General features: G+C 69.6%; 20 protein-coding genes and 1 riboswitch. Of the genes, 7 read left to right on the plus strand and 13 right to left on the minus strand.

Features of this window, described 5'->3' with window-relative positions; all coding sequences use genetic code 11:
- Positions 1–254: 254 nt before the first annotated feature.
- The 8 genes from AB0N14_RS30175 to AB0N14_RS30210 all read right to left on the minus strand — a co-directional run bounded on the left by AB0N14_RS30175 (position 255) and on the right by AB0N14_RS30210 (position 9,441).
- Positions 255–1,589 carry a dipeptide ABC transporter ATP-binding protein gene (locus tag AB0N14_RS30175; RefSeq protein WP_366028860.1) on the minus strand — a complete coding sequence of 445 codons (1,335 nt, stop codon included), beginning with the start codon at positions 1,587–1,589 and terminating at the stop codon, positions 255–257.
- Complete coding sequence (locus tag AB0N14_RS30180) at positions 1,586–2,680, minus strand: ABC transporter ATP-binding protein (protein WP_366028861.1); 1,095 nt, start codon at positions 2,678–2,680, stop codon at positions 1,586–1,588. The genes AB0N14_RS30175 and AB0N14_RS30180 overlap by 4 nt, the downstream gene beginning before the upstream one ends.
- Positions 2,677–3,684: an ABC transporter permease gene (locus AB0N14_RS30185; protein ID WP_366028862.1), complete on the minus strand. Its 1,008-nt coding sequence runs from the start codon at positions 3,682–3,684 to the stop codon at positions 2,677–2,679. Before AB0N14_RS30185 ends, AB0N14_RS30180 begins: the two co-directional genes overlap by 4 nt.
- Before the next feature lie 71 nt (positions 3,685–3,755).
- A complete protein-coding gene (locus AB0N14_RS30190) occupies positions 3,756–5,504 on the minus strand; it encodes an ABC transporter substrate-binding protein (RefSeq protein WP_366028863.1) in 1,749 nt (582 codons plus the stop codon).
- A gap of 52 nt (positions 5,505–5,556) precedes the next feature.
- Entirely contained in the window at positions 5,557–6,555 is a 999-nt protein-coding gene (locus AB0N14_RS30195; RefSeq protein WP_366028864.1) for an ABC transporter permease, read from the minus strand.
- A 326-nt stretch (positions 6,556–6,881) separates the two neighbouring features.
- A complete protein-coding gene (locus tag AB0N14_RS30200) occupies positions 6,882–7,676 on the minus strand; it encodes an enhanced serine sensitivity protein SseB C-terminal domain-containing protein (RefSeq protein WP_366028895.1) in 795 nt (264 codons plus the stop codon).
- Positions 7,677–7,890: 214 nt separating this feature from the next.
- The gene (locus tag AB0N14_RS30205; protein ID WP_366028865.1) at positions 7,891–8,682 is read right to left on the minus strand and encodes an enhanced serine sensitivity protein SseB; all 792 of its coding nucleotides are present in this window, start codon (positions 8,680–8,682) and stop codon (positions 7,891–7,893) included.
- A 66-nt stretch (positions 8,683–8,748) separates the two neighbouring features.
- Positions 8,749–9,441: an AAA family ATPase gene (locus AB0N14_RS30210; RefSeq protein ID WP_366028896.1), complete on the minus strand. Its 693-nt coding sequence runs from the start codon at positions 9,439–9,441 to the stop codon at positions 8,749–8,751.
- Between the two features lie 214 nt (positions 9,442–9,655).
- Positions 9,656–9,767: riboswitch (glycine riboswitch) on the plus strand.
- A gap of 184 nt (positions 9,768–9,951) precedes the next feature.
- Here AB0N14_RS30210 and gcvT point away from each other — a divergent pair.
- From gcvT to AB0N14_RS30240, 6 genes are all read left to right on the plus strand, one after another.
- Complete coding sequence (gene gcvT, locus AB0N14_RS30215; protein WP_366028866.1) at positions 9,952–11,109, plus strand: glycine cleavage system aminomethyltransferase GcvT; 1,158 nt, start codon at positions 9,952–9,954, stop codon at positions 11,107–11,109.
- Positions 11,110–11,218: 109 nt separating this feature from the next.
- Positions 11,219–11,596, plus strand: coding sequence for a glycine cleavage system protein GcvH (gene gcvH / locus AB0N14_RS30220; RefSeq protein WP_103837998.1), 378 nt, complete (start codon positions 11,219–11,221; stop codon positions 11,594–11,596).
- Positions 11,597–11,611: 15 nt separating this feature from the next.
- The gene (glyA, locus tag AB0N14_RS30225; protein ID WP_366028867.1) at positions 11,612–12,874 is read left to right on the plus strand and encodes a serine hydroxymethyltransferase; all 1,263 of its coding nucleotides are present in this window, start codon (positions 11,612–11,614) and stop codon (positions 12,872–12,874) included.
- Positions 12,875–12,979: 105 nt separating this feature from the next.
- A complete protein-coding gene (locus AB0N14_RS30230; protein ID WP_366028868.1) occupies positions 12,980–14,347 on the plus strand; it encodes an L-serine ammonia-lyase in 1,368 nt (455 codons plus the stop codon).
- Positions 14,348–14,472: 125 nt separating this feature from the next.
- A complete protein-coding gene (locus AB0N14_RS30235; protein ID WP_366028869.1) occupies positions 14,473–15,504 on the plus strand; it encodes a phosphatidylinositol-specific phospholipase C domain-containing protein in 1,032 nt (343 codons plus the stop codon).
- Positions 15,505–15,602: 98 nt separating this feature from the next.
- Positions 15,603–16,160 carry a GH25 family lysozyme gene (locus tag AB0N14_RS30240; RefSeq protein WP_366028870.1) on the plus strand — a complete coding sequence of 186 codons (558 nt, stop codon included), beginning with the start codon at positions 15,603–15,605 and terminating at the stop codon, positions 16,158–16,160.
- Positions 16,161–16,191: 31 nt separating this feature from the next.
- On the opposite strand, the gene AB0N14_RS30245 is transcribed toward AB0N14_RS30240, so the two are convergent.
- The 3 genes from AB0N14_RS30245 to AB0N14_RS30255 all read right to left on the minus strand — a co-directional run bounded on the left by AB0N14_RS30245 (position 16,192) and on the right by AB0N14_RS30255 (position 18,212).
- On the minus strand, positions 16,192–16,854 hold the full coding sequence (locus tag AB0N14_RS30245) for an NAD(P)-binding domain-containing protein (protein ID WP_366028871.1): 663 nt from the start codon (positions 16,852–16,854) through the stop codon (positions 16,192–16,194).
- Positions 16,855–17,027: 173 nt separating this feature from the next.
- Positions 17,028–17,240, minus strand: coding sequence for an EF-hand domain-containing protein (locus AB0N14_RS30250; RefSeq protein ID WP_366028872.1), 213 nt, complete (start codon positions 17,238–17,240; stop codon positions 17,028–17,030).
- A gap of 60 nt (positions 17,241–17,300) precedes the next feature.
- Complete coding sequence (locus AB0N14_RS30255) at positions 17,301–18,212, minus strand: MerR family transcriptional regulator (RefSeq protein ID WP_366028874.1); 912 nt, start codon at positions 18,210–18,212, stop codon at positions 17,301–17,303.
- Positions 18,213–18,266: 54 nt separating this feature from the next.
- On the opposite strand from AB0N14_RS30255, the gene AB0N14_RS30260 reads away from it, so the two are divergent.
- Positions 18,267–18,902, plus strand: coding sequence for a GNAT family N-acetyltransferase (locus AB0N14_RS30260; RefSeq protein ID WP_366028898.1), 636 nt, complete (start codon positions 18,267–18,269; stop codon positions 18,900–18,902).
- Between the two features lie 210 nt (positions 18,903–19,112).
- Here the strand turns inward: AB0N14_RS30260 and AB0N14_RS30265 are convergent, their stop codons facing one another.
- Positions 19,113–20,285, minus strand: coding sequence for a beta-propeller fold lactonase family protein (locus AB0N14_RS30265; protein ID WP_366028875.1), 1,173 nt, complete (start codon positions 20,283–20,285; stop codon positions 19,113–19,115).
- Positions 20,285–21,163: a polysaccharide deacetylase family protein gene (locus AB0N14_RS30270; protein ID WP_366028876.1), complete on the minus strand. Its 879-nt coding sequence runs from the start codon at positions 21,161–21,163 to the stop codon at positions 20,285–20,287. Before AB0N14_RS30270 ends, AB0N14_RS30265 begins: the two co-directional genes overlap by 1 nt.
- Positions 21,164–21,207: the final 44 nt, after the last annotated feature.

Consider the following 21,207-nt stretch of genomic DNA (forward strand, 5'->3'; position numbering starts at 1 on the left):
CCGTCAGTGCATCGCCGGAACGAATCCCATCGTATGCGGATTGTTCGCAACAGACCAGCCTTGACTTATTAGAGCACAATCCAGCACTGGCACAGCGTAGCTCAACGACTGCAGAGCATTCTTCAAGACATCACAAAATGATCTCGGTCGAGGACGGCCCGGCTTGTAGCGGGGAAACGCACCGCACCCCGCCGAGTCTGTGGCTCGACAGGGTGGCGAAGTGATCGGCCGCGTGGACGGCGGAAGCTGATCCGTCAGTCCGCAGGGTCCTTTGACCGGTCGTGCGCAGCGGGCTCGGCCCCCGCCGGTTCTCCGCGGACGCTCTCCGGCGCCTCAGCCGAACCGGCGGCGTCACCGGCAACCGCTGAATCCGCCGTCGGCTCCAATGACGTCCCGGCGCCGACGATCTCGCCCTGCGGCTCGGTGGCCTCGTCGGTGGCCTTCTCCGGCGCCGAGTCGGAGAGGACGTCATTGGCGACCAGCCTCGCCGCCTCCTTCGCGTCGGAGAGCAGCACCGTGTCCTGCGGGGCCTGGTCCTCGAAGTTCTCCGGGTGGTGGCAGGCCACCCGCTGCCCCGGCTTCAGCTCCAGCAGCTGCGGCTCGGTGGTCCGGCAGATCTCCGTCGCCTTCCAGCACCGCGTGTGGAAGCGGCAGCCGCTCGGCGGGGCGATCGGTGAGGGGACGTCGCCCTTGAGCAGGATGCGCTCGCTCTTGGCGTTCTTCCGATTCGGGTCCGGGATCGGTACCGCCGACATCAGCGCCTTGGTGTACGGGTGCATGGGCGCCTTGTACAGCGAGTCGCGGTCGGCAAGCTCGACGATCTTGCCGAGGTACATCACCGCGATCCGGTCCGAGACGTGCCGGACGACCGACAGGTCGTGCGCGATGATCACGTAGGTGAGGCCGAGTTCCTCCTGGAGGTCGTCCATGAGGTTCACGACCTGTGCCTGGATCGACACGTCCAGCGCGGAGACCGGCTCGTCGGCGACGACCAGCTTCGGCTTCAGGGCGAGCGCGCGGGCGATGCCGATGCGCTGGCGCTGGCCACCGGAGAACTCGTGCGGGTAGCGGTTGTAGTGCTCCGGGCTCAGACCGACCAGTTCGAGGAGCCGCTGGACCTCCTTCTTCACTCCGCCCTCGGGCTCCACGCCCTGCAGCCGGAAGGGCGCCGAGACGATCGAGCCGATGGTGTGACGGGGGTTCAGGGAGCCGTACGGGTCCTGGAAGATCATCTGGATGTCGCGGCGCAGCGGGCGCATCTGCCCGGTGTTCAGCCGCGTGATGTCCTGACCCTCGAAGGTGATCTTGCCGCCGGTCGGATCCTGCAGGCGGGTGATGACCCGACCCATGGTCGACTTGCCGCAGCCCGACTCGCCGACCACGCCAAGGGTCTCGCCCCTGCGCACCTCGAAGTCGATGCCGTCGACGGCCTTCACGGCGCCGACCTGGCGCTGCAGGATGCCCTTCTTGATCGGGAAATGCTTCGTCAGGTTCTCGACCTTGAGCAGCACCTCGCGCTCCTCGGGAGCCGACGCCTGCTCCGGGACCGTCGCCTCGGCGACGGTGTCCGTCTTCTTCGTCTCACTCACAGCTTCGGCGCAATCTCTTCGGTCCAGATCCGCTCGCGGTCCTCGGCCGAGAGGTGGCAGGCGGAGAAGTGCCCGCTGCTCACCTGCTCCAGCTCGGGGCGCACCGTGCGGGTGACGTTCCCCTTGGGGATGTCCGCGTACGGGCAGCGCGGATGGAAGGCGCAACCCGAGGGGACGTTGATGAGGCTCGGCGGCTGGCCCTTGACCGGGATGAGGCGTTCGGAGGTCTCGCGGTCGATGCGGGGCATCGAGCCCAGCAGGCCCCAGGTGTACGGGTGCTGCGGCTTCTCGAAGACCTCGTCCGCCGGGCCGCGTTCCACACACCGGCCGCCGTACATCACGAAGACGTCGTCGGCGATCTCAGCGACCACACCGAGGTCGTGGGTGATCATGACGACTGCGGAGCCGAACTCCTTCTGCAGATCGCGGATCAGATCGAGGATCTGCGCCTGCACGGTCACGTCGAGGGCCGTGGTCGGCTCGTCCGCGATCAGGAGTTCGGGGTTGTTGACCAGCGCCATGGCGATCATGGCCCGCTGGCGCATACCGCCGGAGAACTCGTGCGGGTAGCCGTCGATGCGCTTGGCCGGCTCGGGAATGCCGACGCGGTCGAGCATCTCGACGGCGCGCTTGCGCGCCTCCTTCTTGCCGACCTTGTGGTGCACCCGGTAGGCCTCGACGATCTGGTCGCCGACCTTGTAGTACGGGTGCATCGCGGACAGCGGGTCCTGGAAGATCATCGCCATCTCGCGGCCGCGGAGCCTGCGCACCTCGTCCGGGGAGGCGGAGAGCAGTTCCTTGCCGTCCAGCCAGATCTCGCCGGACATCCGCACGTTCTTGCCGCGCGCGCCGAGTCGGTGCAGGCCCATTATGGCGAGCGAGGTGACCGACTTGCCGGAACCGGACTCCCCCACGATGGCGAGGGTCTTGCCCTTCTCCAGCGAGAAGGACAGCCCGTCGACGGACTTGACGAGGCCGTCGTCGGTCGGGAAGTGCACCTGGAGGTCACGGACCTCGAGGAAGGCCTTGGGGGGCTGGGACGCCGGGGCGGGCTCGCCCACTGCGGCGCCGGTCTTGGAGAGTTCGGTCACGAGAGCCTCACCCGCGGGTCGGCGGCGGCGTACAGCACGTCCACCACGAGATTTGCGATGACGACGAAGAAGGCGGCGAGCAGGGTCACGCCGAGGATGGGGGGCAGGTCGTTGTCGTCGATGGCCTGCACCGCGTACTGGCCGACCCCGTGCAGCGAGAACACGGTCTCGGTGATCACGGCACCGCCGAGCAACAGGCCGAGGTCCATGCCGAAGACGGTGACGATCGGGGTGAGGGCGGCACGCAGGCCGTGCTTGCTGACGACGACGCGCTCCTTTAGACCCTTGGCCCGGGCCGTGCGGATGAAGTCCTCGCTCATTGTCTCCAGCATGCCCGAGCGGGTGAGCCGGGCGTAGATGGCGGAGTACAGCAGGGCCAGCGAACACCAGGCGGGGAACAGGGTGTTGGCCCACTCCGAGGGGTTCTCGGTGAACGGGACGTAGGTGCGGCCGAAGATCGGCCACTGGTAGGTGAAGAGCAGGATCGCCAGGTTGCCCGTGAAGAACATGGGCAGCGACACACCGGCGAGTGCGACGCCCATGAAGGTGCGGTCGAAGATCGAGCGCGGCTTGAGCGCGGAGATGACACCGACGACGACACCCGAGACCAGCCACAGCACGGCGGCGCCGGCGGCCAGCGAGATGGTCACCGGAAGGCGGGAGGTGAGCTGCGGCCAGACCGCCTCATGCGTCTTGAACGAGTAGCCGAAGCAGGGTGCGTCGCAGCGCACCGTGGTGGGGCCGATGTTGTAGTCGGCACCGGCCACGATCCCCTTGACGAAGTGCCAGTACTGGACGTAGACGGGCTGGTCCAGACCGAGGTTGTGCTTGACCGCGACGATGTCCGCCTTCGACGGGCTCTTGCCGAGGTACTGCTGCGCCAGCTGGTCCGTCGTCTGGCCGGCGAGTCGCGGCAGCAGGAAGAAGATGGCGAAGGTGACCGCGGTGACGACCAGCAGCAGGATCACTGCCGCGAGCGTCCGGCGGAGGATGTACGAGATCACGGGGGACGGCGCTGGTGCCCGCGGGCGGGGAGCCCGCGGGCACCAATGCCTTCACCTGCCTTCCGGGGCTGCTACTTCTTCGTGGTGCCGAGGTTGAGGTAGTCGTACTGACCGCTGAAGGCGGCCGTGGAGACCACGTTGGTGGCGTACGGCGAGCGGTACAGCAGGACCTTGAAGTAGGTCAGCGGAACGAGAACGGCGTCGTCCATCGTCTGCTTGTCGATCTGCGCGTACAGGGCGTTGCGCTTGGCCACGTCCGGCTCCGCGATCGCCTGCGCCAGCATGTCGTCGACCTTGCTGTTGCTGTACTGCGACAGGTTGGTGTTGCCGGACTGGCTGATCGCCTTGCTGTTCAGGATCTGCTGCAGGAAGCCGTAGCCGGAGGGCCAGTCGGCGCCCCACTGCATCATCATGATGCCGATGTTCTGCTGCTCGGTGAACTTCGGCACACCCGCGTAGTCGGTGAAGTACTTGCCCTGCGGGTACTGCTTCAGCGTCGCGTTGATGCCGACCTTCTTCAGCGAGCTGATAATCGCCGTGGCCGCGTCGACCTCCTGCTGACGGTCGGAACGCGCAGTGATGTTGGTCGTGATCGACGTCTTGCCGCAGGCCTTCAGGTGCTCCTTGGCCTTGGTCACGTCGCCCTTGTTGCCCGGGCTCGGGTAGGCGTCGGCCTTCTGGTAGCCGGTGATGTCCGGCGGCAGGACGGTGGAGGCGATGTCACCGCGGATCGGGCCGCCCTGCGCCGTCTGCACGGCGACCTTGTCGATGGCGTACTCGACGGCCTTGCGGCACTCGACGTTGTCGAACGGCTTGGCCTTGGTGTTGATCGCCGCGTAGACGAGGCGGCCACCGTAGGTGTTGTCGGTGCTGGCCTTGCCGTCCGCGGAGTTGAGCAGGCTCGCCTGGGTCGAGGCCTGGACACCGTTACCGGTGAGTTCCGCCGTGGCATCGCCGGACTGGAGGTCCTTGTCGATGGTCTCGGCGTTGACCTTCAGGTTGACGACGATCTTGCTCGCCAGCTGCTTGCGCAGCGGGTCGGTCTTCGGGTCCCAGTTCTTGTTGGGAACCAGGACGACCTGCTTGCCCTCCTGATAGCTCTGGAACTGGTAGGAGCCGGAGGACACGATGTGCTTGACGTAGTCGACGCCGTCGTCCTTGGACTGCGGCACCGGAGCCGTCTGCGGCGCGGCGACCAGGTAGTCGAACTCCTGGAACGGGCGGTTCAGGTGGAAGACGATCGTGGTGTCGTCCGGCGTCTCGATCGAGGACAGGCCCTTGGGGTCCTTGTCCTTGTACGGACCCTTGTACTTGTCGCCGTCCTTCATGAACTGCTGGAAGTAGTTGGGGCCGAGCGAGAGCACGTCACGCGCGAAGTTCGACCGCTCGACGGCGTACTTGACGTCCTTCGAGGTGATCGGCGTGCCGTCCTGGTACTTCAGGCCCGAACGCAGCTTGTACGTCCAGGTCTTGCCGCCTTCACTGGAGACGCCCTTGCTCGCGGCGAGGTCCGGGACGAGGGTGTTGCCCTTCTCGCCCGGGGCGGGCTCGAAGGTCATCAGCGGGCGTGCGTAGAGCCGGCTGAAGTTGTACATGTACGCGTAGTACGTGTTGCCCGGGTCGAACGAGTCCGGCACGTCCGACATCTCGTAGACGACCGTGCCGCCCTTCTTGTCGGACGCGTTGACGACACCCTTGGTCGCCGCGTTCGCACCGGCCGCCTTCGGGTTGTCCTTGTTGTCATCGGCCTTGCTGCAGGCTGCGAGTAGCAGGCTGGCGGAGCCGATGGCCGCAACCGCGGCCAGTGCTGACCTTCGCATGGTGGTCTGCTTCCCCTCCATTGATCGGAAACTTGATGGGCTCTCGGGGTGCCTAGCGGCTGCGGGGGTCGAGAGCGTCGCGGAGACCGTCGCCGAGCAGGTTGAACGCCAGGACGGTGATGAAGATGGCGAGCCCGGGCACGATCATGTACTGGGGATCGACCTGGTAGTAGGTGACCGCGTCCCGGAGCATGCCGCCCCAGGAGGCCTGCGGGGGCTGGATGCCGACGCCCAGGAAGCTCAGGGACGCCTCGAAGAGGATGTTGGTCGGGATGAGCAGCGTCGAGTAGACGATGATCGGACCGACCAGGTTGGGCATCAGCTCACGGAACAGGATGTACGGGCCCTTGGCGCCCATACCGCGGGCGGCGTCGACGAACTCGCGCTCACGCAGGGCGAGGGTCTGGCCGCGCACGATCCGGCCCAGGTAGGGCCAGTTGAAGAAGCCGATCACGAAGATGAGCACGCTCAGGTGCAGCGGCAGTCCGTTCAGGCCGAAGGCGCCGCCCTGGAGGGTGGCGGAGATGGCGATGGCGAACAGCAGCAGGGGGAAGGCGAGGAAGATGTCCATCAGCCGGCTGACGATCGAGTCGACACGGCCGCCGTAGTAGCCCGCGACGACACCCATGACCGCGCCGATCACGTTGGACAGGATCGTGGCGCCGAAGGCGACGACCAGGGAGACCCAGGAGCCCTCGAGGATGCGGGTGGCGATGTCCCGGCCGAACTTCGGGTCGACGCCCAGCGGGTGATCCAAACTCATACCGCCCCAGCCGCCCTTGGGCAGGGATGTGTCGGGGACGATCAGGTCCTGGTGGAAGGCGTTGGGGTCCAGGCCGAACATGGCCTGGATGGGGCGGGAGAGGGTCGCCAGGACGATCAGCAGGATCACGATGACGCCGCCGGCCACGGCGACTCGGTCCCGCTTGAACCGGGACCAGGCGATCTGCCCCAGGGAACGACCTTCGATCTGCCCCTTACCGGCACCCGCCAGCACAGCCTCCGGCCGTGCCTCGGCTGCCGCCCCGGTGGTCTCGATCGGTGCGGTCACGGTGAGCGACCCCTCTCGCCGGTGGTGACCGGCCTGCGCCTGCCGCGGTTTGCGGCTTTGTCGACTTGCCATCGATCACGAGATCTCCATCTCGCGCTTGAGTCGGGAGTCTTCAGCGTCGCTGCGATCAAGCGCCAGACTTGACGGTGAAAGGATGCATAAACGTGATGCGGACTGGGGAGATCCGTTATCCGGACGGCGGGTAACGCCGTGCGGACGTCGACAAACAGGACAACATCGCCTGATTGAGGGACCATTCACCCTCATCTACGCGCGAAGAAGGGCTCCGGGTGCCGAGGCCAGTCCTCCGCACGGGAAGTACGGACTCAGTACGCCCCGCGCGCCGGCGGATAGCCGTAGCCGCCCGCCGCAGGGGCCGGTGCCGGGGCGTGGGCCTCGCGGTCGTAGAAGGGACGGGAGTTGACGCGCAGCCACATCGCCACCGGGTCGTCCTCGTCGGACAGCGCGACCGTCGACACCGGCAGGCCCTCCGGGACGGCCGTGACCGACTGCTGCATCATCGTCCTCACCGAGTCGACGGCGGCCGGTGAAGTGTCGTAGACGTCCAGGCCGATCGCCAGGTACGGGGCGCCGAGGGCGGGTTGCACCCAGGCGCGGCGCAGGGAGCGCACGGCGGGGGTGCGGTGGGCGTTCTGGGTGAGCAGGGCGTAGAACTGCGGGATCTCGATGGCCGGTTCGGACAGCCTGAGGGGGCCCGCGGGCTGGTGCTCCAGGCCGACGGCGATGCGGCGCAGGTCCAGCCAGGGGATGCCGACGCCACCGCCGGGCGCGTGCGGGTTCAGCCACAGGCCGTAGTGGCCGGGATAGAGGGCGCGGGCCACGTCGGCGCCGTCGATCACCTCGTAGGAGCGGGTCCAGCCGCTGGCCGAGAGCTCCTGTGCCGAGGTGACGCACGGCGTGTAGCCGTGGCCGTCCACTTCCATGGTCGCGTACTGGGCGTCGGGCGAGCCGGCCTGGCCGTGCCAGAGCAGCATCCAGACCCTGCCGGTGGACGGGGTGGCCAGCGCGCGAAGGAGCGCCTCGTAGGCGTCGTAACGCCCGGGCGTCACCTGGCGCAGCATGTGTTCGACCTGGCCGGCCGTGGTGCCGCTCGCGCTCACCCCGCTCACCCTTTACCGCCCCTTCGCTGACGATGTGCTCCGCATATGAAACCAGGTTAGGCGGGTCCGCTGACAGCCGGTGCGCGGTGGCTGCCGCCGGCCGCGGGTGCCTGAGAGCTCGGGGCTGCTGCCGGCCGGCGGGTGCGGGTCGTTCGTGGCTGGGCGCGCAGTTCCCCGCGCCCCTGAGCAGGGCGCCCCTGACGGGGTGCCCTGCTCAGTACCCCTGCTGGTGGAACGGCCGGACGTTCTCTCTCATCCAGTCGGCCACCGGGTCCTGGGCCACGTCCAGGAGGACCAGGTTGACCGGCCACTTGACCGCCACCTTGGCCAGGGCGCGGCCCAGGGCGTCCATGGGGAGGGTGCGGAGGTCGCCCTCCCACTGGGAGAGCTCCACGCCGATGAACAGCACCGGGTCCGCCGTCTCGATGGCGGCGAGGCAGCGGCGTGCCGTGAGGACCACGCCGGTCGCCGTGAACTCGGCGGACGCGGCGGCGAGGAAGTCCACCGGGTCGTCCTGCCAGTCCGGTTCGAAGAGGCGGACGCGGCCGCCGGTCGTGGGGCCGTCCAGCGGGGTGCGTCCGACGCGGCACAGCTCGGCCACCGCGTCCGGGGGCAGGGGTATGCCGACCACGCCGCCCGGGTTGACCGCGATGCCGACCTGCGGGGGCAGCCCGCGGGCGAACTCGGCGGCGGGCGCGATGGTGTACGACATGTGACCGCCGGCGGCGTGGCGGAACTGCTCCTCCGAGCTGAACACCGGGACGTACGCCTGGCCCTCGATCTCCAGCGTGGGCAGGTCGAGGGGGCCGCTGTGCGGGCCACCGCCGTTCGGCAGCGGCACCCACAGGAAGCTGCGGCCGAGCACCTCGATGATCCGGCCGCCCGCCGAGGGGATGCCGAGCGAGGCGGAGAGCACCTCCTCCAGCTCGTTGCCCGGCCATCCGCCGTGCGGATGGGGGTGCGCCTGTGCCGGGAAGTCCGCGGGAAGGTCCGCCGGGATGTCCATCTGCCTACCGCCTGCCGAGTACCACTGGTGTGGCCAAAAGGCTAACGGGTGCGCGGGCACCGCGATTCATTCCGCTGCTTCCGCAGCGTCCGCGAAGTCGATCCGGCGCAGTACGTCCGCCGCGTCCCGGTCGAGCAGGACCGCCGAGCCGCAGCCCTGCGGGAGCCGGCCCCGCTCGACGGCGCGCAGCAGCCGGCGGGTGGCGCGGCGGTGGCGCAGGAAGGCGTACCCGGAGACGCCTCGGCCCCGCTCGCGCTGACCGTCCAGGGCCGTGTCGGGGGTGACGTCGAGCAGGACCAGATGCAGCGTGCCGCCGCGGCGCCGGGCCTCGCGGGCCAGCCAGGTGCGCACCCAGGTCTGGGTGCCGCAGTCGTGCACGACGACTCCGGTGCCGGCGCGCACGGCGCGGCGCAGGCCCGCGTAGTGCGCGAGGCGGACCAGCGGACGGTAGGCCCCGTACGGCAGGAAGCGGGCCAGGCGGGCGTCCCAGCGGTCGCGGGTGTCCTGGGAGTCGACGCGGGCGCCGCGCACCGTGCGCCGCATGAGCGTGGACTTGCCGCTGCCGGGCAGGCCGGTGACCACGACGAGGTCGCGGGCGCCGAAGGTGAGCCCGTACGGGCTGTGGCCCCCGCGGTCGCGCAGGTCGCGGACCACCGGCGCCGGCACCGGCGCGCCGGCCTCCCGGGCCGGGGCTGCGGGCTGTCGGGGTACCGCGATGCCCGTGGTCATGGCGTACGCCGTCGTCCTGTCCACCGTGATCGTCCTCCCTTGCGGTCAGGAAGTCCCATCCCCGCCGAGTGTAAAGAGAAGGTAATGGACGGTTTCTCCCGGTGGCGTTCGCGTACTGCCACAAGCCGGTCACAGATACGTCCGGAAGCCGGCCACGGGGGCGGCCCCGGGCCGGTTGCCACGCGGCCTGCCACGATCGGGCGAGGCGTGCAATGATGTGCGCGCCAACTGCATACCGGCCGCTTGAATCCGCGCGGGAGAGTTCCGGGGACGTACGGGGTACGTACGTGGGCCCGGGCGCCGAAGGAGCAAGTCCCTCCCTTGAATCTCTCAGGCCCCGATACCGCGCGGGCGAGGCACATCTGGAAAGCGGGCCGCTTCTCGGTGGCTCCACCCAAGGTGCAAGCCGTGACGCCCCGCCGTGCGGGCGTTCATGGCGAACCTCTCAGGTTCCGATGACAGATGGGGAGGACCGACCTCGCCCTCCCCCACGCTCGAATTCGCTCGCGCGGGGGGACCCACGCCCTGGGAGCACAACCGATGAGCAGTAGCCCCCTGCGCCGCACCGCGCTCGATGCCCTGCATCGTTCGCTCGGCGCGACGATGACCGACTTCGCCGGCTGGGACATGCCCCTCAGGTACGGCTCCGAGCGCGACGAGCACGTCGCCGTCCGTACCAAGGCGGGGCTGTTCGACCTCTCGCACATGGGCGAGATCACGGTGACCGGGCCGGAGGCGGACCGGTTCCTCAACCACGCGCTCGCCGGCGACATCGCCTCCGTCCGCGTGGGCCGCGCCCGCTACACCATGATCTGCCAGGAGGACGGCGGCATCCTGGACGACCTGATCGTCTACCGGCTGGCCGAGGCCGAGTACATGGTCGTCGCCAACGCCTCCAACGCCCAGGTGGTCCTCGACGCGCTGACCGAGCGTGCAGCGGGCTTCGCCGCCGCGGTGCGCGACGACCGGGACGCGTACGCGCTGATCGCCGTCCAGGGCCCGGAGTCCCCCGGCATCCTGAAGTCCCTCTCCCCCAAGGTCTCGACTTCGCTCGACCAGGGAGGTGCCCCCATCGCCGATCTCGACGGCCTGAAGTACTACGCGGGCCTGCCCGGCACGGTGGCGGGCGTCCCCGCCCTCATCGCGCGCACCGGCTACACCGGCGAGGACGGCTTCGAGCTGTTCGTCGCGCCGGAGCACGCCGAGAAGCTGTGGCAGGCGCTGACCGAGGCGGGCGCGCCCGCCGGTCTGACCCCCTGCGGGCTCTCCTGCCGGGACACGCTGCGCCTGGAGGCGGGCATGCCGCTGTACGGGCACGAGCTGAGCACCTCGCTGACGCCCTTCGACGCTGGGCTCGGCCGGGTGGTGAAGTTCGACAAGGAGGGCGACTTCGTGGGGCGTGCCGCGCTGGAGGAGGCCGCGGCCCGTGCTGAGGAGAACCCGCCGCGCGTCCTCGTCGGCCTGGTCGCCGAGGGCCGCCGCGTGCCGCGGGCCGGGTACCCGGTCGTCGCGGGCGGCGAGGTGATCGGCGAGGTCACCTCCGGGGCGCCCTCCCCGACGCTGGGCAGGCCGATCGCGATGGCGTACGTCGACGCCGCGCACTCCGCGCCGGGCACGCCCGGGGTCGGGGTGGACATCCGGGGCAGCCACGAGCCGCACGAGGTCGTGGCGCTGCCGTTCTACAAGCGCCAGAAGTAGGCACTCGGCGGACAGGTGGCGTGATCCCGCGCACCTCCGCCGTGCTCACGCACGTCTCCAGCAGTACTCCCTTCACCACCACTCCCCCGCGTACAGGAGAATTCAGGCCATGAGCAACCCCCAGCAGCTGCGCTACAGCAAGGAGCACGAGTGGCTGTCGGACGCCGAGGACGGCGTCGCGACGGTCGGCATCACGGAGCACGCGGCCAACGCGCTCGGCGACGTCGTCTTCGTCCAGCTCCCGGAGGTCGGTGACACGGTGACCGCGGGCGAGACCTGCGGCGAGCTGGAGTCGACCAAGTCGGTCAGCGACCTGTACTCCCCGGTCACCGGCGAGATCACGGAGGTCAACGAGGACGTGGTCAACGACCCGTCGCTGGTGAACTCCGAGCCGTTCGAGGGCGGCTGGCTGTTCAAGGTGCGCGTGTCCGAGGAGCCGGCCGACCTGCTGTCCGCCGACGAGTACGACGCCCACATCGCCGGCTGAGGAGCGCACCCGCAGATGACCCTTCTGAACACGTCCCTGCACGAGCTCGACCCTGAGGTCGCCGCAGCGGTCGACGCCGAGCTGCACCGCCAGCAGTCCACCCTCGAGATGATCGCCTCCGAGAACTTCGCCCCGCTGGCGGTCATGGAGGCGCAGGGCTCGGTCCTCACCAACAAGTACGCCGAGGGCTACCCCGGCCGCCGCTACTACGGCGGCTGCGAGCACGTCGACGTCACCGAGCAGATCGCCATCGACCGGATCAAGGAGCTGTTCGGCGCCGAATACGCCAATGTGCAGCCCCACTCCGGCGCCTCCGCCAACCAGGCCGCCCTGTTCGCGCTGGCCCAGCCCGGCGACACCATCCTCGGCCTGGACCTGGCGCACGGCGGCCACCTGACCCACGGGATGCGGCTGAACTTCTCGGGCAGGCAGTTCGACGTGGTCGCCTACCACGTGGACGAGACCGGCCTGGTCGACATGGCCGAGGTCGAGCGGCTCGCCAAGGAGCACCGCCCGAAGGTGATCATCGCGGGCTGGTCGGCGTACCCGCGGCAGCTGGACTTCGCCGAGTTCCGCCGGATCGCTGACGAGGTCGAGGCGTACCTGTGGGTGGACATGGCGCACTTCGCCGGTCTGGTCGCGGCGGGCCTGCACCCGAACCCGGTGGAGTACGCCGATGTCGTCACCTCCACCACCCACAAGACGCTGGGCGGTCCCCGCGGCGGCATCATCCTCGCGAAGAAGGACTTCGCGAAGAAGCTGAACTCTTCCGTCTTCCCTGGCTTCCAGGGCGGCCCCCTGGAGCACGTGATCGCGGCCAAGGCGGTGTCCTTCAAGGTCGCCGCGTCGGAGGAGTTCCGCGAGCGCCAGCGCCGTACGGTCGAGGGCGCGAAGATCCTCGCCGAGCGGCTGACGGCCGCCGACGCGCGCGAGGCCGGCGTGAACGTCCTGACCGGTGGCACGGACGTGCATCTGATCCTGGTCGACCTGCGCGACTCGGAGCTGGACGGGCAGCAGGCCGAGGACCGCCTGCACGAGGTCGGCATCACGGTCAACCGCAACGCGGTCCCGAACGACCCGCGCCCGCCGATGGTCACCTCGGGCCTGCGCATCGGCACGCCGGCCCTGGCGACCCGCGGCTTCACGGCCGAGGACTTCGCGGAGGTCGCGGACGTCATCGCCGAGACGCTGAAGCCGTCCTGCGACGCGGAGGGGCTCAAGGCCCGGGTCAAGGCCCTGGCCGAGAAGCACCCGCTGTACCCGGGGCTGAACAAGTAAGTCACCTTTTGCGGGGCACCGCGCACACTGGGAGTACCTGCGTGCGCGGTGCCCGCACACCTGTACCACCCCCTTTTGCACCACCCCCGTAGTGAGGAGTCACCCGTGGCCGTCTCGGTCTTCGACTTGTTCTCGATCGGCATCGGCCCGTCCAGCTCCCACACGGTCGGCCCGATGCGCGCGGCCCGCATGTTCGCCCTCCGGCTGGGCAACGAGGACCTGCTGGCGTCGGTGGCGTCCCTGCGCTGCGAGCTGTACGGCTCCCTCGGCGCGACCGGCCACGGTCACGGCACCCCGAAGGCGGTCCTGCTCGGCCTGGAGGGCGCCTCCCCGCGCACGGTGGACGTCGAGACGGCCGACGAGCGGGTGGAGGCGATCAAGGCGAAGGGCCGTCTGAAGCTCCTCGGCGAGCACGAGATCCCGTTCTCCTTCGAGGACGACCTGATCCTGCACCGCCGCAAGGCGCTGCCGTACCACGCCAACGGCATGACGATCTGGGCGTACGACGCCGAGGGCAAGGAGCTGCTCTCCAAGACGTACTACTCGGTCGGCGGCGGCTTCGTCGTGGACGAGGACGCGGTGGGCGCCGACCGCATCAAGCTCGACGACACGGTCCTGAAGTACCCCTTCCGCACGGGCGACGAGCTGCTGCGGCTGACGAAGGAAACGGGACTGTCGATCTCCTCACTGATGCTGGAGAACGAGCGGGCGTGGCGTTCGGAGGAGGAGATCCGCTCCGGACTGCTGGACATCTGGCGGGTCATGGAGGCGTGCGTGGCGCGGGGCATGTCCCGGGAGGGCATCCTCCCCGGCGGCCTGAAGGTGCGCCGCCGCGCGGCCGTCACCGCGCGCCAGCTGCGCGCCGAGGGCGACGCGACGGCCCGCGCGATGGAGTGGATCACGCTCTACGCGATGGCGGTGAACGAGGAGAACGCGGCCGGCGGCCGGGTCGTGACCGCCCCCACGAACGGTGCCGCGGGCATCATCCCGGCGGTCCTGCACTACTACATCAACTTCGTGCCCGGCGCGGACGAGGACGGGGTCGTGCGCTTCCTGCTGGCCGCCGGAGCGATCGGCATGCTCTTCAAGGAGAACGCGTCGATCTCCGGCGCGGAGGTCGGCTGCCAGGGCGAGGTCGGCTCGGCCTGCTCCATGGCGGCGGGCGCGCTGGCGGAGGTGCTGGGCGGCACCCCCGAGCAGGTGGAGAACGCGGCCGAGATCGGCATGGAGCACAACCTCGGCCTGACCTGCGACCCGGTCGGCGGTCTGGTCCAGATCCCGTGCATCGAACGCAACGGCATGGCCGCGGTGAAGGCGGTCACGGCGGCCCGGATGGCGATGCGCGGCGACGGCTCGCACAAGGTCTCCCTCGACAAGGTCATCAAGACGATGAAGGAGACCGGCGCGGACATGAGCGTCAAGTACAAGGAGACGGCGCGGGGCGGGCTGGCGGTCAACATCATCGAGTGCTGAGGCGCCATCCGATCTGACGTGATTCTTGTTTTTCCAGTCCCTGCGGTTCCTCCAGGGGCTACCACACGGTAACCACTCTCTCTTACGCTGCCGCCAACTCGGCGACAGCGAAGGGAAGTTGGCCCATGCGTGTGGTGAGACGGTCGGCGGCGCTGCTGGGTGCCGCCGCGATGCTGATGGTGGTGCCGGGGAACGCCCACGCGGCGTCGCCCACGTTCGCGGACGCGACCACGATCGGGACGCACAACGCGTACGAGAAGGACAAGTACACCTACTTCGCTCAGGCCCTCGACTCGGGGGCCTCACTTCTGGAACTGGACGTCTACACCGACAGCATCAGCAAGCGCTGGCGGGTCAGTCACAGCAATCCGTTCGGCGACGACAACAACTGCGAGGCCGCGAAGAGCCCGAGCGAGCTGTACAGCAAGAACCGCAACCAGGACCTCGGCAGCTGCCTCGACAACATCGCGGCCTGGCACCAGTTGCACCCCGACCACCGGCCGATCGTCTTCAAGGTGGAGATGAAGAACGGCTTCAACAACAACGGCGGCCTCGGACCCGACGAATTCGACGCGCTGGTGCAGCAGAAGCTCGGCAGCATCGTCTACAAGCCGTCCGACCTGCTCGGCTCCTCCTATTCCACGCTCGACGCCGCCGCGAAGGCGAACGCCTGGCCGTCCCGGGACTCCCTCAAGGGCAAGGTCGTCTTCGAACTCATCCCCGGCACGGTCGAGATGAACAACCCGTTCGACCACTACTGGACCGACCGGGAGTACGGCGACTACCTGCGCGACCTGTACGCCGCCGGCAGCATCTCCAAGGCTCAGGCCTTCCCCGCGGCCCTCGGCGCGGCGTCCGGCGACCCGCGCACCAGCCGCTACGACGCCTCCATCCGCCCGTGGTTCGTGTTCTTCGACGGGGACGCGGCGACGTACGTCAACAACGGCTACGACACGTCCTGGTACGACACCGACCACTACATCCTGATCATGACCGACGCGGCCGGCGTCGCCCCGGCGATCTCGTCCACCAACCCGACGGACGCCGAGGTCGCGGCACGCCTGTCGCTGCTCGCCCACGACCACGCCAGTGTGATCACCTCCGACTGGGCGGCGAAGTCGGCGTCGGTCCTCAGTTCGGCGGCCGACCGGGGCTGACGTCCGAACGCAGGGGGCATACCACCCGTACAAAGGTGACAACAGGCATCGATCCGTGTCGATGTCTGTTCCCCCCACTACCTCTTCAGGGAGCCCCCATGCTGCGAGGCATCGACGTCAGCGCGTACCAGTCCTCCGCGTACGACACGGACGACCTCTCCTTCGTCTTCATCAAGGCGACGGAGGGGCGTTCGTATGTGAACCCGAAACTCTCCGCCCAGACGAAGACCGCCCGGGACGCCGGCTGCGTGGTCGGCTTCTACCACTTCCTGTGGCCGGGTGACATCACCGCCCAGGCCGAGTACTTCGTCGGCAAGGCTCCGGAGAGGGCGGGCGATCTGCTCGCCGTGGACTGGGAGACCACCGGCGACGGGACGCACGCGAGCAACGCGGAGAAGGACGCCTTCATCCGCAAGGTGAAGCAGCTCCGCCCGGACAACCGCGTGCTCCTCTACGCCAACCGCCACTTCTGGCTGACCGTCGACACCACGTCCTACGCCGGGGACGGCCTGTGGATCGCCGACTACGTCACAGCGGGCAAGCCCCGTATCGAGGCACCGTGGCGTTTCCACCAGTACACATCGGACCCGGTGGACCGGAACGTGGCGAACTTCTCCAGCAAGGCGGCGCTCAAGGAGTGGGCCGGGGACGCCTGATCGCCACCGGCCCGCTTCCATGAGGCGACGCCTACGCGCGGAACTCCGCAGGGCGCTCGGGCGACGCCTGCTCCAGCGCCTTGGTGACCTCGTCGACGCCGGCGCGCAGACCGTACACCGGGGTGCCGGGCTGCTGGCGCCAGGAGTCGTCGATGCCGCCCGCGTCCACCGTGTCGAAGCCGAGCTCCTCGATCAGGCCCCTGACCTTCGCCTTCGCCGACTCGTCGTCACCCGCCACCGGGAGGGCCATGCGGTCGGGGGCGCCGGCCGGGCGGGGGCGCTCCAGGAGGTCCTGGGCGTAGGTGCCGTTGAAGGCCTTGATCACGGGGTGGCCGATCTGCCGTTCGGTCCAGCGGCTCTCGGTGAGGCCCTCGTCCTCGATCGCCGCGATCCTCCCGTCCCGCTGCTGCGGGTAGTAGTTGCCGGTGTCGATCACGGCGACGCCCTCCGCCGCGCCGTCCAGCAGCCCGGACGGCAGGTCCGGTACGGCCTTCACCGGGATCGTGATCACGACGGCCTCGGCGCCGCGGGCCGCCTCGTCGACCGTGACGGGGGTCGCGCCCGTCTCCTCGGCGAGTTCGGTGAGCGTGTGCGGGCCGCGGGAGTTGGCGACGGAGACGTCGTGGCCGAGGGCGGTGAGCCGCCGGGTGAGGTTGCCGCCGATGTTGCCCGCGCCGATGATGCCGATCTTCATGACTCGTCTCGCCCCTTCCGGGGATCGGTGTTCGTGCACAGCCTCTTTCGGCTGTCCCCAACCACCGGACACGGCGGACTGTTCCGGTCCGCGGGCGAACGGGTGACGTCCGTCGGTGAGACCCGGGACGACGAAGGGGGTGCCGGCCCGCACGGCCGGCGCCCCGTGTCGCGTCACTTGCTCAGGTGCGCCCAGAACTCGTCGAAGGACAGGACCTTGTCGCCGTCGAGGTCGCGGGACTTGATGATGGCGTCGGCCACCGCCTCGGTGACGTTCCAGTCGCCCTCCTGAGCCAGGGCGGTCTTGAACTCGGCGGCGGTGATGAAACCGTCACCGTCCGCGTCGATCCGTGCGAAGTGCTTGCGTGCTTCCTCGATGTCCGCCACCGGTCCGCCCCTTTTGTGTCGCGTTCGTTCTGTCGTGTCGTCGTACTGACGCAGGTCAGACTAACGGCCCGCGCGAGCCCTCAGTGCGGCGACCACCCACGCGAACTCCTCCTGGTGTGGAGGCTGGGGCTGGTCGTTGACGATGGACAGCAGTTCGCGGTAGCGCGCGACCCGCTCGTCGAAGGCCGCCTCCATGCGTTCCAGCACAGCGGCCCGGTCGGTGTCGCCGAGCAGGTCCCGCAGCACGGCGTCGGCCTCGGGCGCCTCGGGCGAGATGCCCCGCTCCCGGGCGCCGCCCGCCCGTTCGACGAGTCGTTTGGCGAACCACAGGGACGCTCCGGCGGGGACGTCGGGCCCCCGGTCGGCCGCGTTGAACTCGGCCGCCCTCCGCATCTGCGCCCGGAACTGCGGGTCCTGCATCATCTCGGCCAGCTCCACCCAGGCGTCGACCTGCTCGGGCGTCGGGTCGTCGGGCAGGTCGGCCGCCGTACGGCGCATCCGCTCCCGGATCTCCGGGTCCACGGTGTCCAGCCCGTGGAGCATCTCGTCCACGAACTCCTTCACGATCCTCTGCCGCTCGGCCGCCGACAGCCGCGCCAGTTTGTTCATCAGAGTCATCTCCTCCGCACTCGAACCCCGTCGCGCCACGGTCGACAGCACCGCCCTGGTCACCTTCAGAGCCCGGATCTGCGCGTCCAGGGCCGCCACGTGCGCGGCCGCCACCTCCGCGACCGTCCGCTCGCCCGCCAGCACTCCGCGCACGTCTGCCAGGCCGAGGCCCAGTTCACGCAGGGACCGGATCAGCTCCAGGCGCGCCACGGACGCGGCGTCGTACAGCCGGTAGCCGCCCGTGGAGCGGGCCACCGGGGGCAGGACGCCCTCGTCCGACCAGTAGCGGATGGTGCGCACGGTCAGTCCGGTGGCGCGGGCCAGGTCGCCGATGGTGAAAAGGCCGGTGCCCTCGTCGATCACGTCTGCGAGTCTGGGCCTTCCAGTGGGTGGAGACTCAAGGAGCGTACGGTGGCGGTGGCGGAGAGTCTGCGGGGCATCCTGGACGCGGCGGCACGGGGCGTCTTCCCGCCGCCGGACGGCCGGACGACCGTCGTGCCGCAGCCCTCCTCCCGGGACGCGGGGGTCGTCGCCTTCACCGCGCACTCCGTCGTGTTCACGGACGAGGATCCGCGATGGGTGCGGGAGACGTTGCGGCGTGCCGAGTGCGACCCCCTGGCCGCCGCCATGAACGCCCGGTTCCTGGCCGCCCTCATGGAGCGGACGGGACGCGGGGCCGAGGCCATCGACGCGCTCCTCGTCGGGGCTCCCCTGCCGGGCGAGCCGTCGCTCGCGCTGGAGGAGATCAAGGAGCCCGACCACCCCCGGGTCGTCTACGCCCGCCGGCGGCGCGACGACGTGCGTGCCTGGGCGGCGGACGGCGGCGTCCTCGTGCTGGGGCGCGGGGTCGCCGGGCGGCTGGAGGTCTCGGTCGAGGTGGACGAGGGCGTACGGCAGCGGGGGCTGGGACGGCGGCTGGTGGGTGCGGCCCGGCAGTTGGCCGCCGAGCCGGTGTGGGCGCAGATCGCGCCGGGGAACGCCCGCAGCATGCGGGCGTTCCAGGCAGCGGGGTACCTGCCGGTCGGCGCGGAGGCGCTGCTCCTCGCGCCTTAGGGGTCCTTGCACTATGAGCGCCCGATGAGGTCGCGTGGTCCGGTGCCGTGCATCGCAAGGCGCCGGAGAGCCCTCGGTGGGGTCCCCCTGCTCGAGCGAAGCCGAGAGCTGGGGGGAGGAGCTACCAGGGCTTTTCGGCAAGGCGGCGAGGTGCGGTGCCAGGACGCGCGACCCGGGCGGGCATAGTGCAAGGACCCTTAGGGGGCGGCGTCAGCGGAAGACGCCCGTGTGGCCGAGCGAGTAACGGCCCGGCTGGGGGTAGACGGCGAGGCCGTGCGGGCCGCTGCCCACCCTGATCCGGGCCAGCTCCCGGCCGGTCTCCGTGTCGATGGCGTACACCTCGGAGTTGTAGCGGCCGGACAGCCACAGCACCTTGCCGTCCGTCGAGACACCACCCATGTCGGGGCTGCCGCCGCCCGGCAGGCGCCACTTCTTGGTCAGCCGGTTCTCCTTGAAGTCGAAGACGGAGATGGTGCCCTCGCCCCGGTTGGAGATGTACATCTCGCGGGAGTCGCGGCTGACGTAGAGCCCGTGCGTACCCTTGCCGGTGGGCAGGAAGGACGGCTTGGCGAAGGTGTCGCCGTCCAGGGTCCACATGCCGTCGGCGACCATGTCGGCGATGTAGAACTTCCTGCCGTCCGGGGAGATCTTGACGTCCTGCGGCATGGCACCGCGGTGGGGCAGCCTCTGCTGGCCGATCACCTTCATCTTCTCGGTGTCGACCTTGAGCAGTTCCCCGCTGAACTCGCAGGAGACGATGAAGTAGCGTCCGTCCAGCGAGAAGTCGGCGTGGTTGACGCCGTAACAGCTCACCGGGACGGCCTTCTTCACCTTCATGGAGTGCGCGTCGCGGAAGACCAACTGGCGGTCCTTGGAGGCCATCACCACCGCGTACTTGCCGTCCGGTGTGAAGTACAGGTTGTAGGGGTCGTGCACGGCGACCGGCTTGCCCGCCTCGCCGGTCCTCGGGTCGATGGGGGTGAGGGAGTTGCCGAGGTCGTTGTTGACCCACAGCGTCTTCAGGTCCCAGGAGGGCACCACGTGCTGGGGCTGGCGGCCGACCCGGATGGTCTCGATGACCTTGTAGGTCTTCGGGTCGATGACGGAGACGGTGTCGGAGTTGGTGTTGGGTACGTAGACCCGGGACCGGAAGCCCTTGACCACCGGGGAGAGCTGCCCCGGGCGGTCGGCGGCATAGACGTCCTTGGGGTCCAGGACGGGCGGCATGCCCGGCAGTCCGGGGGCCTGCGGCTGGGCGCGCCGGACGGGGGCCTTGGAGGCGGTGTCCTCGTCCTTCTTGTGGGGGGATCCGCTGCTGCAGCCGGCCAGCACGGCGAGGGCGGCGCCGGCGATCAGTACACGCGTGACGGTCGAGGGATGCATCAGCTCAGCAGCTCCGTGGTGGTCACCGCGGCCAGGCCGCGGTCTTTGAGGGCGTGCAGGATGTCGGGGACGGCGGCGACCGTGTCCGGGTACCCGAAGTGCAGGCTCACCACCGATCCGTTGTGGATGTCGTCGGTGACCTTGCGGGTGACGGCGGCGGCGCCCGGTGAGGTGTAGTCGAGCGAGTCGACGTCGTAGGACAGGATGTGCGGATAGCCGGCGCGGCGGGCCAGGCGTTCGACGAGCGGCGTGGCGCGCTGCGCCTGGGACGGGCGGAACCAGGCGCCGATGCCTCCGGTGAGGTGCCGCAGCCGCTCGGCGCATCCCTTGATCTCGGCGAACGCCTGCGGCTCGGACATGGTGTTGATGTTGAGGTGGCGCAGGGTGTGGTTGCCGAGGTCGTGACCGCCCTCGATGATGCGGCCGGCGACCTCGGGGTGCTCGTCGAGCCAGGTGCCGACCGCGAGGACGGTGACCTTGGCGCCCGCCTTCTCGGCCGCCTCGAGGATCGCCTTGGCGTAGGAGGGGTCGCCCTGGCCGTGGAAGGTGAGCGCGACCGCGGGGCGGTCGCGTGGACCGCTCGCGATCTGGGCGGGCTGCCCCGGGAAGGAGCGCGGGACGGGTGCGGCGACCGGGACGCGGGATCCGGTGGCGGAGCGCGGGGTTCCGGTGGCGCGGGACGGGAGGGGCCGGTGGACGACGGTGTCGCCGGGGGAACAGGCGGCGGCGAGGGCACCGGCGGCGGCGAGCCCCGCGCCCGCGCGCAGAGCCGCGCGGCGGCCGGGCACCGTTCGCGCGGTGTCGGTCTCGCGGTCGGTCTCGCGGTCGGTCTCAGGGTCGGACGAGGGGGGAGGGACGGGGGTGGTCACTCTCCCCATTTAAGGACGGGTCGATGCCGAAATCGACGATTTGACCTTTTCCT

Source organism: Streptomyces sp. NPDC051104, assembly GCF_040682835.1.
Classification (GTDB): Bacteria; Actinomycetota; Actinomycetes; order Streptomycetales; family Streptomycetaceae; genus Streptomyces; species Streptomyces cynarae.

What these genes read in the sequence shown, in the direction of transcription:
- AB0N14_RS30190 (WP_366028863.1), bottom strand. Translation starts at nt 5,504, where the DNA reads ATGCGAAGGTCAGCACTGGCCGCGGTTGCGGCCATCGGCTCCGCCAGC.
- AB0N14_RS30205 (WP_366028865.1), bottom strand. Translation starts at nt 8,682, where the DNA reads ATGGACATCCCGGCGGACCTTCCCGCGGACTTCCCGGCACAGGCGCAC.
- gcvT (WP_366028866.1), top strand. Translation starts at nt 9,952, where the DNA reads ATGAGCAGTAGCCCCCTGCGCCGCACCGCGCTCGATGCCCTGCATCGT.
- gcvH (WP_103837998.1), top strand. Translation starts at nt 11,219, where the DNA reads ATGAGCAACCCCCAGCAGCTGCGCTACAGCAAGGAGCACGAGTGGCTG.
- glyA (WP_366028867.1), top strand. Translation starts at nt 11,612, where the DNA reads ATGACCCTTCTGAACACGTCCCTGCACGAGCTCGACCCTGAGGTCGCC.
- AB0N14_RS30235 (WP_366028869.1), top strand. Translation starts at nt 14,473, where the DNA reads ATGCGTGTGGTGAGACGGTCGGCGGCGCTGCTGGGTGCCGCCGCGATG.
- AB0N14_RS30240 (WP_366028870.1), top strand. Translation starts at nt 15,603, where the DNA reads ATGCTGCGAGGCATCGACGTCAGCGCGTACCAGTCCTCCGCGTACGAC.
- AB0N14_RS30245 (WP_366028871.1), bottom strand. Translation starts at nt 16,854, where the DNA reads ATGAAGATCGGCATCATCGGCGCGGGCAACATCGGCGGCAACCTCACC.
- AB0N14_RS30265 (WP_366028875.1), bottom strand. Translation starts at nt 20,285, where the DNA reads ATGCATCCCTCGACCGTCACGCGTGTACTGATCGCCGGCGCCGCCCTC.
- AB0N14_RS30270 (WP_366028876.1), bottom strand. Translation starts at nt 21,163, where the DNA reads ATGGGGAGAGTGACCACCCCCGTCCCTCCCCCCTCGTCCGACCCTGAG.